The sequence below is a fragment of the Pantoea agglomerans NBRC 102470 genome (assembly GCF_001598475.1).
Taxonomy (GTDB): domain Bacteria; phylum Pseudomonadota; class Gammaproteobacteria; order Enterobacterales; family Enterobacteriaceae; genus Pantoea; species Pantoea agglomerans.
Map to the genome: position 1 here is coordinate 1 of NZ_BCZA01000017.1, position 12,073 is coordinate 12,073.

At 55.6% G+C, this 12,073-nt stretch carries 13 protein-coding genes; 3 read left to right on the forward strand and 10 right to left on the reverse strand.

The window, feature by feature from the left end; translation table 11 throughout:
* Nucleotides 1-24: 24 nt before the first annotated feature.
* Entirely contained in the window at nt 25-792 is a 768-nt protein-coding gene (gene tpiA, locus PAG01S_RS20925; protein ID WP_010258199.1) for a triose-phosphate isomerase, read from the reverse strand.
* 120 nt (nt 793-912) lie between these two features.
* Nucleotides 913-1,503: a DUF1454 family protein gene (locus PAG01S_RS20930; protein WP_033773144.1), complete on the reverse strand. Its 591-nt coding sequence runs from the start codon at nt 1,501-1,503 to the stop codon at nt 913-915.
* A gap of 98 nt (nt 1,504-1,601) precedes the next feature.
* Here PAG01S_RS20930 and PAG01S_RS20935 point away from each other — a divergent pair, with 98 nt between their 5' ends.
* The gene (locus PAG01S_RS20935) at nt 1,602-2,036 is read left to right on the forward strand and encodes a DUF805 domain-containing protein (protein WP_010258192.1); all 435 of its coding nucleotides are present in this window, start codon (nt 1,602-1,604) and stop codon (nt 2,034-2,036) included.
* Here the strand turns inward: PAG01S_RS20935 and fpr are convergent.
* Nucleotides 2,027-2,773 (reverse strand): ferredoxin--NADP(+) reductase, encoded by a 747-nt coding sequence (gene fpr, locus PAG01S_RS20940; RefSeq protein ID WP_062759669.1) that lies wholly within the window; start codon nt 2,771-2,773, stop codon nt 2,027-2,029. The two genes, PAG01S_RS20935 and fpr, sit on opposite strands and share 10 nt — an antisense overlap.
* Nucleotides 2,774-3,046: 273 nt before the next feature.
* On the opposite strand from fpr, the gene emrD reads away from it, so the two are divergent.
* Entirely contained in the window at nt 3,047-4,240 is a 1,194-nt protein-coding gene (gene emrD, locus PAG01S_RS20945; protein WP_022624918.1) for a multidrug efflux MFS transporter EmrD, read from the forward strand.
* Here emrD and glpX read toward each other — a convergent pair.
* From glpX to PAG01S_RS20960, 3 genes are all read right to left on the reverse strand, one after another.
* On the reverse strand, nt 4,230-5,240 hold the full coding sequence (gene glpX / locus PAG01S_RS20950; RefSeq protein WP_062759670.1) for a class II fructose-bisphosphatase: 1,011 nt from the start codon (nt 5,238-5,240) through the stop codon (nt 4,230-4,232). The two genes, emrD and glpX, sit on opposite strands and share 11 nt — an antisense overlap.
* A 96-nt stretch (nt 5,241-5,336) precedes the next feature.
* Nucleotides 5,337-6,848, reverse strand: coding sequence for a glycerol kinase GlpK (gene glpK / locus PAG01S_RS20955; protein ID WP_010258184.1), 1,512 nt, complete (start codon nt 6,846-6,848; stop codon nt 5,337-5,339).
* A 30-nt stretch (nt 6,849-6,878) separates the two neighbouring features.
* The gene (locus PAG01S_RS20960; RefSeq protein ID WP_010258182.1) at nt 6,879-7,733 is read right to left on the reverse strand and encodes an MIP/aquaporin family protein; all 855 of its coding nucleotides are present in this window, start codon (nt 7,731-7,733) and stop codon (nt 6,879-6,881) included.
* Between the two features lie 405 nt (nt 7,734-8,138).
* On the opposite strand from PAG01S_RS20960, the gene zapB reads away from it, so the two are divergent.
* Nucleotides 8,139-8,378 (forward strand): cell division protein ZapB, encoded by a 240-nt coding sequence (gene zapB, locus PAG01S_RS20965; protein WP_003851242.1) that lies wholly within the window; start codon nt 8,139-8,141, stop codon nt 8,376-8,378.
* 53 nt (nt 8,379-8,431) lie between these two features.
* Here zapB and rraA read toward each other — a convergent pair whose 3' ends face one another.
* The 4 genes from rraA to ftsN all read right to left on the reverse strand — a co-directional run bounded on the left by rraA (nt 8,432) and on the right by ftsN (nt 12,047).
* Nucleotides 8,432-8,917, reverse strand: coding sequence for a ribonuclease E activity regulator RraA (gene rraA / locus PAG01S_RS20970; RefSeq protein ID WP_009088032.1), 486 nt, complete (start codon nt 8,915-8,917; stop codon nt 8,432-8,434).
* Nucleotides 8,918-9,075: 158 nt separating this feature from the next.
* Nucleotides 9,076-10,413 carry an ATP-dependent protease ATPase subunit HslU gene (hslU, locus tag PAG01S_RS20975; RefSeq protein ID WP_010258177.1) on the reverse strand — a complete coding sequence of 446 codons (1,338 nt, stop codon included), beginning with the start codon at nt 10,411-10,413 and terminating at the stop codon, nt 9,076-9,078.
* Between the two features lie 10 nt (nt 10,414-10,423).
* On the reverse strand, nt 10,424-10,954 hold the full coding sequence (gene hslV, locus PAG01S_RS20980; RefSeq protein ID WP_010258174.1) for an ATP-dependent protease subunit HslV: 531 nt from the start codon (nt 10,952-10,954) through the stop codon (nt 10,424-10,426).
* An 88-nt stretch (nt 10,955-11,042) separates the two neighbouring features.
* On the reverse strand, nt 11,043-12,047 hold the full coding sequence (gene ftsN, locus PAG01S_RS20985; protein ID WP_033775642.1) for a cell division protein FtsN: 1,005 nt from the start codon (nt 12,045-12,047) through the stop codon (nt 11,043-11,045).
* Between the last annotated feature and the right edge of the window lie 26 nt (nt 12,048-12,073).

Genomic DNA, 12,073 nt, shown 5'->3' on the forward strand with positions numbered 1-12,073 from the left:
GCCTTTAATCGGTACGTTTACTGCTTAGGCGCTTTTTGCAGCCGCTGCAGCTTTAACGATCACAGCGAAAGCGTCCGCTTTCAGTGAGGCACCGCCAACCAGCGCGCCATCGATGTCGGGCTGGGTGAAGAGCTCAGCCGCATTTTTATCGTTAACTGAGCCGCCGTACTGAATGATGACCTGTTCTGCGATAGCCGCATCTTTCTTCGCGATATGGTCACGAATGAATTTGTGAACGGCCTGAGCCTGAGCAGGGGTGGCAGATTTGCCGGTACCGATGGCCCAGACTGGCTCATACGCGATGACCGCATCTTTAAACGCTTCGGCGCCCTGAGTTTCCAGAACGGCATCCAGCTGACGAGCGCAGACCTCTTCGGTTTTACCCGCTTCGTTTTCCGCTTCGGTTTCACCAATGCACAGCACCGGTACCAGGCCCACTGACTTCAGCACCGCGTATTTCTTCGCGATGAATTCGTCGCTCTCTTTGTGGTAAGTGCGGCGCTCTGAGTGACCGATAATGATATATTTCGCGCCGATATCTTTCAGCATCTCTGCGGAAACTTCACCGGTAAACGCACCAGACAGGTTAACGTCTACGTTCTGCGCACCCAGTGCGATGTGGCTACCGGAGATGGCGTGTTTTGCCTGCTCGAGATAGAGAGCTGGCGGTGCAATGGCGACGCCACAACCCTCAACGCCAGACAGTTCCTTGCGCAGACCGGCGATCAGTTCAGCTGTGATCTGCTTGCTGCCATTCAACTTCCAGTTACCCATAACCAGTGGATGTCGCATTCTATCCTCCGCATAAAGCGATACATGAAAAATCGCTGCCAGCTGGCAGCGTTGTCTGCCAGACAGTATAGAGATCAAATGTAGCGATGGCTTTGCTTTTCGTCATTTTCGGCCTCATCATCAGGGGCTGGCGAGCGCCAGTTTGACCGGCTCAATGGCGAAGGTCAGCCCCTTGTCGCCGTTGTCAGCCACCACAAAACGCAACGCGCCCTCGACCTGTGCAAAGTAGGGTAAATCCTTACCTTGCTTCAGCAAACCCTCCAGCTTTTTACGTCCCTCATCGGCGCTCAGTCCCGGTACAAAGAAGCGCAACATGGCGGTCATGTAGGCCAGCGCTTTTTGCTGTGAGGCGTTCTGATCCGGACCTGGCAACGGTAGCCAGGTAATCTGCAGCGTCTTAATTTTGCCGGTACCGGGCTCCAGCGCGGTAGACGCATAGAGAGTTTCATTGATTTTGCTGGCGGCGCGCGTCAGGGTGCTTTTGTCACCCCGATTATCAATGGCGCGATATTCCGGCAGCATCAGCGCCCCGTTGGCCTGATTATACTTTTCGCGGAACTGGCCGATAGTCATATCAAAGGTGGGAGCGCCCGCCAGCAGATAGGGGGCGGTGGGCAACGCATCGGCCCGATCCTGCGGTGGCGGATCGGCGGCAAAGACCGGAACCGTCAGCGCAAACGATAACAGCAGTGCGCCAGGCAAATTCTTCATTTTGTCGATCCTAACCCGTAAACTCAGGCGCAAATTAAAACGGTTTTTATCCGCGAGGTCAAAACCGCAGCGGTTCTCTTCTCTCTGGATGATAATGCATGACGTTACAACAATGGTGTTTTTCCTGGCGCGGCCGGCTGGGACGACGTGATTTCTGGATCTGGCAGGCGGTCTGGTTGCTGACAACAACCCTGTTATTCGCGTTAGCGGCTAACGACTGGCTTGATACTCAGATGGCGGCCTTTGGCGTGGTCTGCCTGCTGTGGCCCGCCAGCGCGGTTATCGTTAAACGGTTGCACGATCGTAATCGCCGCGGCTACTGGGGATTTCTGGTGATTGTTGCCTGGCTGCTGGTGGCAGGGAACTGGAGCATGCTGGACGGCATACTGCCCTGGCTGTTGGGTCGCGCCATTCCGTTTGTGTTACTGGCTGGCCTGCTGCTCGATCTCGGTCTCTTTCGCGGTACCCCCGGCGCTAACCGGTTTGGTACCGCGACTCAGCCGGTGAGATACCGGCAAACGGCTCACCAGTAATGTTCGCTGGTGATATGGCCCGGCTTACGCTTCAGGTGCTTGCGCATCTCGCGCGTCTCTTTCAGTAATTGCTGGGTATCACGCACCATCTGCGGGTTGCCGCACAGCATCACATGGCTGCTGTCGGCATCCAGGCTTAACCCGGTAGCGCGCTCCAGCTCACCGTTTTCGATCAGCGCCGGGACCCGGCCAGTCAGCGAACCGGCGATCTCTTCGCGACTCACCACCGTCTGGATGTGCAGCTTGCCTTGATAATGTTGTTGCAGCTGCTGCATCAGCGGCAAAAAGCTCAGGTCGGCCGCATAGCGGGCAGCATGGACCAGCACGATGTTTTCAAAGCGATCCAGCCCTTCGCCCTGCTGTAGCATCGACAGGTAGGGGCCAATAGCGGTGCCGGTTGCCAGCATCCATAAGGTTTTGCACTCAGGGACCTCATCCATCACAAAGAATCCTGCCGCTTCTTTAGTGACCATCACCTGATCGCCAGGCCGAAGTGTCTGCAGATGTGGACTCAGTTTGCCCTCTGGCACGGTGACCAGGTAGAACTCCAGCAGATCATCTTTCGGCGCATTGACGTAAGAGTAAGCGCGCTGTACCCGCTCACCGTCGATTTCCAGTGCCAGCTTGGCAAATTGCCCGGCGATAAAGGGATCGATGGGCGCTTTTACCCGGAGACTGAACAGCGCATCCGTCCAGTTTTTCACTTCCTTTACTTCAGCATTGACCCACTCAGCCATAATCACTCCCTGGTTGTTGATTATTCAGGCAGGTCACTATTTTCGCGGCTGCCCGGTGAGATTGCCAGCCTGCGCCGGGGCAAAGGCTCTAATCGACAAACTGTTACTTTGTCTTTACAGGCTGGCCCATAAACTTGACAGGCGCAAGCCGGGACCTTTTCGCTTACCTCTCGCTTTGTCATCTAATCCTGATATTTTGCCCGCCATAACAAGATGACTGGCGGGTGAACCGCTGTTTTAACCTCCTTTCACAGAAAGAAATTTTGCATAATCATGATGACTAAACTCGAAAATCGCCCGCTGCTGGTGATGCTCATTGTGCTGGTGGCAGTAGGGCAGATGGCACAGACTATCTACGTCCCGGCGATGTCGGTGATGGCGGATGCTCTGAATGTGCGGGATGGCGCGCTGCAGCGTGTGATGGCGGCCTATCTGATGACCTATGGCGGATCCCAGCTGATCTATGGCCCGCTGTCAGACAGCATCGGTCGTCGTCCGGTGATTCTGGCGGGCATGATGATCTTTATGATCGGCGCAATCACGGCACTGATGGCGACGTCGCTCGATATGCTGGTGTTCGGCAGCGCTGTTCAGGGACTGGGCACCGGCGTAGCTGGCGTGATGGCCCGCACCATGCCGCGCGATCTCTACGAGGGGCACGCACTGCGCCGCGCTAACAGCCTGCTTAATATGGGCATTCTGGTCAGCCCGCTGCTGGCGCCGGTGATTGGTGCACTGCTGACGCAGCTCTTTGGCTGGCACGCCTGCTTTGCCTTTCTGCTGCTGCTCTGTCTGGCGGTAACCGTTTCAATGGCACGCTGGCTGCCGGAGACCCGACCGCAGAGTGCGGAAGTGACCCCTTTCTTTAAACGCTACGCCCGCCTGCTCAGTGACGCGAATTTCGTTCGCTACATTGTGCTGCTGATTGGCGCTCTGGCCGGGATTGCGGTATTTGAGTCGAGCTGTGGCGTTCTGCTGGGCGGCGTGCTCGGCCTGCATAGCCTGACCGTCAGCATCCTGTTCATCCTGCCGATTCCGGCAGCATTTTTTGGTGCCTGGTTTGCCGGTCGCGAGCAGGGTTCATGGCACAGTCTGATGTGGTGGGGCGTAAATAGCTGCCTGCTGGCGGGCATCCTGATGTGGATCCCGGCATGGTTCGGCGTGATGAATATCTGGACGCTGCTGGTTCCGGCTGCGCTGTTCTTCTTTGGGGCTGGCATGCTGTTCCCGCTGGCGACTTCAGGCGCGATGGAACCTTATGCCTGGCTGGCGGGTAGCGCGGGCGCGCTGATTGGCGGGATGCAGAACCTGGGATCGGGCCTGGTGGCGTGGCTGTCAGCCATGATGCCGCAGCGCGATCAGTTCAGCCTTGGCATGCTGATGTTTTTCACGGCGCTGGTGATGCTGCTCTGCTGGTTGCCGCTCTCACGTCAGCCGGAGCGCGGCAACCAGCCGGTTACAGGATAAAGGGATGTAGCGCCGGATCTTTACGGTCGAGATAGTGAATCGACTGAATACGGCGGATGGTGCGTGATTTACCGCGAATCAGCAGGGTCTCGCTGGTGGCGATATTGCCCTGACGCGTAATGCCTTTCAGTAGTTCGCCACTGGTAATGCCGGTGGCGGCAAACACCACGTTGTCATTGCGTGCCATCTCATTCAGCATCAGCTTTTTGCCCGCTTCAATCCCCATCTCTGCGCAGCGCTGCAGCTCCAGCTCACCCAGCAGACGGTTTTCCGCGCTGTCGCCTTTCACGTGGTGACGCGCCAGTAACCGGCCCTGCATATCCCCATCCAGCGCGCGGATCACCGCCGCAGAGACCACGCCTTCCGGTGCGCCGCCGATGCCATACATCACATCCACTTCGCTGTCCGGCATGCAGGTCAGAATGGAGGCGGCGACATCGCCATCCGGGAAGGTAAACACCCGCACGCCCAGTTGCTGCAACTGACTGATCACTGCGTCATGACGCGGCTTTGCCAGAATCGATACGGTTAGCTGTGATAGCGGCTTATTCATCGCGATGGCGATATTACGCAGGTTGGTTTCCAGCGGCAGGTCAAGATCGATCTCTCCACGCGCTGCGGGGCCAACAATCAGTTTTTCCATGTACATGTCGGGTGCGTGCAGAAAGCTGCCCTTATCGCCTACGGCCATCACCGCCAGCGCGTTAGCCTGGCCAAGCGCCGTCATGCGGGTGCCTTCAATCGGATCGACCGCAATGTCGACCGCATCGCCGCGGCCGGTACCGACTTTTTCACCGATATAGAGCATCGGAGCTTCGTCGATTTCGCCTTCACCGATCACAATCTGACCGTCGATTTCAATGGAGTTCAGGACATGACGCATGGCATGGACAGCCGCGCCGTCAGCCGCATTTTTGTCGCCGCGTCCTAACCAGTGATAGCCTGCCAGGGCGGCAGCTTCGGTTACGCGGGAAAATTCAATGGCAAGTTCTCGTTTCATGGCATCTACCTGACAAAAAACAGGCGGGCAGTGTAACACAGCGAGGCAGTGGAGCGGGGAAAAGGCCCGCGACAGCAAGGGTCGCGGGCATTGATATTACTCTTGTTCTTCCCACGCCTGGGCGCGGGCTACGGCTTTTTTCCAGCCAGCATAACGGAAGTTACGCTCGGTGGTTTCCAGGCTTGGACGGAATTCACGCTCAATAACCGCTTTAGAGCGGACTTCATCCAGATCCTGCCAGAAGCCGACGGCCAGACCTGCCAGATAAGCAGAACCCAGCGCGGTGACTTCACGCACTTCCGGACGCTCAACACGGGTGCCGAGGATGTCAGACTGAAACTGCATCAGGAAGTTGTTGGAAACCGCGCCACCATCGACACGCAGCGCCTGCAGGCGGGTGTTGGCATCGTTCTGCATCGCTTCCAGCACGTCGCGCGTCTGATAAGCGATAGACTCCAGCGTCGCACGGATGATGTGGTTAGCATTAGCACCACGGGTCAGACCGAAGATAGCACCACGGGCATACGGGTCCCAGTAAGGGGCGCCCAGGCCGGTGAAAGCAGGCACCATGTAAACGCCGTTGGTGTCTTTCACTTTCATCGCAAAATATTCAGAGTCAGCAGCTTCACTGATCAGCTTCATCTCATCGCGCAGCCACTGAATAGAGGCGCCACCGATAAACACAGCCCCTTCCAGTGCATAGTTCACTTCACCGCGCGGGCCACAGGCGATAGTGGTCAGCAGGCCGTGCGTCGAGGTTACCGCTTCAGTACCGGTGTTCATCAGCATAAAGCAGCCGGTGCCGTAGGTGTTTTTCGCCATGCCAGGCTGAACACAGAGCTGGCCATACAGCGCAGCCTGCTGGTCACCGGCAATACCGGCGATTGGAATACGTGTACCGCCTTTACCACCGATGTTGGTCTGACCATAGACTTCAGAAGAGGACTTCACTTCTGGCAGCATTTCACGCGGGATATCCAGGATATCCAGCATACGCTGATCCCACTCCAGCTTATGGATGTTAAACATCATGGTGCGGGAGGCGTTGGTATAGTCGGTGATATGCACCCGGCCCTGGGTCATTTTCCAGACCAGCCAGGTATCAACGGTACCAAACAGCAACTCGCCGCGTTTTGCACGCTCACGAGAGCCTTCAACGTGATCCAGGATCCACTTCACTTTGGTTCCGGAGAAGTAAGGGTTAATCACCAGACCGGTGGTGTGCTGGATATACTCTTCCAGACCCTCTTTCTTCAGTTTGTGACAGTAGTCGGCGGTGCGGGGATCCTGCCAGACGATGGCGTTGTAGATCGGCTTACCGGTCTCTTTTTCCCAGACGATAGCGGTTTCGCGCTGGTTGGTGATACCGATTGCCGCAATCTCATCAGAGCGGATGTCGGCATGGGCCAGCACTTCAACCAGCGTTGAGCTTTGTGAAGCCCAGATATCCATTGGATCATGTTCAACCCAGCCCGCTTTCGGGTAGATCTGGGTGAATTCGCGCTGCGATACCGCGACGATATTAGAGTCGTGGTCGAGAATGACGGCGCGGGAGCTGGTTGTGCCCTGATCGAGCGCGACAATATATTTTTTATCTGTGGTAGTCATAAATTCTGTCCTGATGATAAAAGGTGAAACTTACGCTTTACGCTGCTGAGCGCGTGCAACCGGTTTGTCTGCTGGAACGCTTGCAGGTTCCTGGGCGGTACCTGGCAGGTAGCGACCAATCAGTGTGCGATAACCTACTGCACCCAGGCAGGCACCGACCAGCGGGCCAAAAATCGGCACGAGGAAGTAAGGGATGTCACGACCACCGGTAAAGGCAACGTTACCCCAGCCTGCCAGCCATGCGAAGATCTTCGGTCCGAAATCACGAGCCGGGTTAAGGGCGAAGCCGGTCAGAGGACCCATGGAGCCACCGATAACCGCAACCAGCAGGCCAATCAGCAGTGGAGCCAGTGGGCCACGTGGAATGCCGTTGCCGTCATCCGTCAGACCCATAATGACCGCCATTAATACTGCAGTGATGACCATCTCAACCAGGAAGGCCTGGCCGACACCGATATGTGGATTAGGGTAGGTTGAGAAGATGCCTGCCAGGTCGAGACTTTCAACCGTGCCGCGCACCATCTGGTGGCTCTGCTCATAATCAAAAAACAGGCTGTAGTAGAGACCGTATACCAGCGCCGCGGCACAGAAGGCACCGGCAATCTGCGATACGATATAAGGCAGAACTTTACGTCCTTCAAAATTAGCAAACAGGCAGAGTGCAACGGTAATTGCCGGGTTCAGGTGCGCGCCCGAAATGCCTGCGGTGAGGTAGGCGGCCATGGAAACGCCAAGACCCCAGATGATGCAGATCTCCCACTGACCGAAGGCGGCACCGGCGAGTTTCAGTGCAGCCACACAGCCTGCGCCAAAGAAAATAATCAAGCCTGTCCCCAGAAATTCGGCAATACACTGACCTTTGAGCGTGTTAGTTGTCTGACTCATAATAGTGGTTCCTGAAGCGAGGTTAAATTTTATCAGTTTTTGTTCTCATTCCATGAGGCACCCAGCTTTAATGTAGGGCTGGTGTGAATTTATCGTTAACGAACATAAACGAGAAATAGCGAAATCGTTTTTTGTGTACTGCGTCATAAAAATGCGCGTTTTCGCGTATTCTGGCTTTCCTTAGCCAATATTCGCGCCTGATGACGGGGATAACGCACCCGTACCAGAAAGCCGTCGCAGTCAGCGCAGCGTAAATTCAGGGATTGGCTGAAAAGTGTTACAGACTACGCCCGCAGCGGCCGCGTTGCTGGACTTGCGGGGTGAGGCTACATACAATCGGGACAACGTTGCTGGCTTAAGCTGGCATCATCAACGCCTTGCAGGAATTTAGGAGAGGTCAGAAAGATGTCATTTGAAGTGTTTGAGAAACTGGAAGCGAAAGTACAGCAGGCGATTGATACCATCACCCTGTTGCAGATGGAAATCGAAGAGCTGAAAGAGCAGAACAACTCACTGCGTAACGATGCGCAACAAGTCGCGGGCAACCACGATGCGCTGATGCGTGAAAATCAGCACCTGAAAGAAGAGCAACACGTGTGGCAGGAACGTCTGCGTGCATTGCTGGGAAAAATGGAAGAGGTTTGAAGCCTCAGCTGATGTGAAAAACGGGTGCTCAGGCACCCGTTTTCATGTCTGGCCTATTCGAGGTCCAGCGCATCCTCTGACAGAATGATACCGGTGTTGTCGGCATAGAGATGGTCGCCGGAGAAGAAGGTGACGCCGCCGAAATTAACGCGCACATCGCTTTCGCCAATCCCTTCACCCGCAGCGCCTGCCGGAATCGCGGCAATTGCCTGAATGCCAATCTCCAGCTCTTCCAGCTCATCAACCTGGCGTACCGAACCGTAAATCACCAGACCTTCCCACTCGTTGGTTGCCGCCAGACGTGCCAGCTGCGCATCCACCAGTGCACGGCGCACTGAGCCGCCGCCATCAATCACCAGTACCCGACCCCGGCCATTCTCTTCCAGCAGATCGTAAAGTAAGCCGTTGTCTTCAAAGCATTTCACTGTGGTAATCTGACCACCGAATGAAGTGCGCCCACCAAAATTTGAAAAAAGCGGTTCAACAACATTCACTTCTTCATGGTAGATATCGCAGAGTTCAGATGTATCGTATTTCATAAGGGTTTCGTCTGTTTGCCACAGGAAGGGTAAGTATATCGCTATATGCAGATTGTTGGCAAAATCATCAGTATGAAAAAAGCATCGTTCGATCAAGAACATGCATAAAAAAGCCCAGCCGGGTTGGCTGGGCTTCTGAAAAGCGCTGAATCAGTGGATCAGAGAATGAAGCGGCTAAGGTCTTCGTCAGCCACCAGTTCATCCAGATGTTTACCGACATAATCAGCATCGATGGTAACGGATTCACCATGACGATCGCTGGCGTCATACGAAATATCTTCCATCAGACGCTCCAGCACAGTATGCAGACGGCGCGCACCGATGTTTTCGGTGGTTTCGTTGACCTGCCATGCGGCTTCAGCGATCCGGCGAATACCCTCTTCGGTGAACTCAATGTTCACGCCCTCGGTATTCATCAGGGCTTTGTACTGCACGGTAATCGAGGCATTCGGCTCGGTCAGGATGCGCTGGAAATCGTTCACGGTCAGCGCCTGCAGCTCAACACGGATGGGCAGACGACCCTGCAGTTCCGGGATCAGATCGGATGGGCTGGCAACCTGGAACGCGCCTGAGGCGATAAACAGAATGTGGTCTGTTTTCACCATACCATGCTTGGTGGAGACGGTGCAGCCTTCCACCAGCGGCAGCAGGTCGCGCTGAACGCCTTCGCGTGAGACATCCGGGCCGCCGGCATTCTGGCCGCCGCGCTTACAGATTTTGTCGATCTCATCGATAAACACGATACCGTGCTGCTCAACGGCATCAATCGCGTCCTGCTTAAGCTCTTCCGGGTTAACCAGTTTGGCCGCTTCTTCTTCGATCAGCAGCTTCATCGCTTCTTTGATCTTCAGCTTGCGGGCTTTCTGCTTCTGGCCGCCGAGGTTCTGGAACATCGACTGCAGCTGGCTGGTCATCTCTTCCATGCCCGGAGGGGCCATGATTTCGACGCCAGGGCTGCTGGCGGCCAGGTCGATCTCAATCTCTTTATCGTCCAGCTGGCCTTCGCGCAGCTTCTTGCGGAACGACTGGCGTGCTGCAGAGGGTTCAGCGCTCTGCTCTGACTGGCCCCAGTTGTTTTTTGCTGGTGGAATCAGCACATCAAGAATGCGCTCTTCCGCCATCTCTTCGGCACGATATTTGTTCTTTTCAATCGCCTGACTGCGCACCATCTTAATGGCCGAATCGGTCAGGTCACGAATGATAGAGTCCACTTCCTTACCGACATAACCGACTTCGGTAAATTTGGTCGCCTCTACTTTGATAAACGGCGCATTGGCCAGCTTAGCCAGACGACGCGCGATCTCGGTTTTACCGACACCGGTCGGACCGATCATCAGGATATTTTTAGGGGTCACTTCATGGCGCAGCTCTTCGTCGAGCTGCATGCGGCGCCAGCGGTTACGCAGTGCAATAGCCACGGCGCGCTTAGCGCTCTCCTGGCCGATGATAAAGCGGTTCAGTTCGCTGACGATTTCGCGAGGAGTCATCTCAGACATATTTATACCCTTACGACTTAGACGTTAATTCTTCGAAATTAACGTTGTGGTTAGTGTAGATGCAGATATCACCCGCGATATTCAGCGACTTTTCGACGATGTCGCGCGCGCCCATCTCGGTATTCTCCAGCAGCGCACGTGCCGCTGCCTGGGCGAAAGGCCCACCGGAGCCGATGGCGATCAGATCGTTTTCAGGCTGGATGACGTCACCGTTACCGCTGATGATCAGTGAAGCTGATTCATCTGCGACGGCCAGTAAGGCTTCAAGGCGACGCAGCATACGGTCAGTACGCCAGTCTTTAGCCAGTTCCACCGCAGCTTTCACCAGATGGCCCTGATGCATTTCCAGTTTACGTTCGAAAAGTTCAAACAGGGTGAAGGCGTCTGCGGTGCCGCCAGCAAATCCGGCAATCACTTTATCGTTGTATAAACGACGCACTTTTTTAACGTTGCCTTTCATCACGGTATTGCCGAGCGTAGCCTGGCCATCACCGCCAATCACTACCTGGCCGTTGCGTCGTACACTTACTATTGTTGTCACGGGCAGACCCCTTGTTGCAGTCGGAAAAGGACTCCGCGCACCGGGCGCGGAGTATCATGCAACAGATATGGGGCGGGTTTGACGGGTTTCAACCCCCGACGGAGAGCGGAATACAGCTGGAGTGTCCGGAACTGCGCAGGCGCTTCAGGGTGCTGTCAGCGGAGGCGCGGTCTTTATAAGGACCGATAACCACACGATTCCAGCCGCCACCGGTGGTAATACGGCTTTCAAATCCTTCAAAGGCTAAGCCTGCGCGCACCGATTCAGCCTGGTCAGTGCCTTTAAACGAACCACACTGCACCATCCAGCGCTGCGAAGAGGCTTTCTCCGCCGGTTTCGCCTTCGCGGTCTCCTGCGGTTTTGGCTGCACTTCCGGTTCACGCGTAACAGGTGCTGGCTGCGTCTGGCGCTGTACGTTTTGCTGCTGCTGCTGCTGCTGCTGCTGCTGACGTTGCTGTTGTTGTAATTGCTGCTGTTGCTGGCGCTGTTGTTGTTGCTGCAACTGCTGCTGGCGTTGCTGTTGCTGCTGAGCCTGCAACTGCTGACGTTGCTGCTGAACCTGTTGCTGCTGCTGTTGTTGCTGAACCTGCTGCTGCTGACGTTGCAGTTGTTGCAACTGCTGCTGATGCTGCAGTGTCTGCTGACGTTGCGCCGGCGTCTGTTCGTTCCACGGCACTTCGTTGAGCTGCGTCGGCTGCTGACGCATATCCGCCTGCATCTGCTCCAGCAACTGGCGCTGCTCGTCGGTCAGCTGTGTCTGCGACTTCACTTCGCCACCCGAAGAGGGTTCGATAGGTGTCGGCACAGTGACCTGACGGTTCTCCAGCTCTTTAATATATTTCCAGCGCTCTTCTGGCTTCGGCGGCAGGCCATTGCCGTTGGCTTTATGATCCGTAATGACCGGCACGTCCTCTTTTTTGTGATGCGCCAGGAACCATAAACCACCGGCAAAGGTCACCAACACTGCGACCGCCAGTACAATCATCAATTTAGATGTTCCCGAACCGCCTTTGCTCTTCTTGCCACGGCTGGGGCTTTTTTTGCGACGCGTCCCTGTTGAACGCCCGCGGCCTACGTAATCTTTTTGTGCCACTCTCGTTCTTATACCCTTCAAAAATA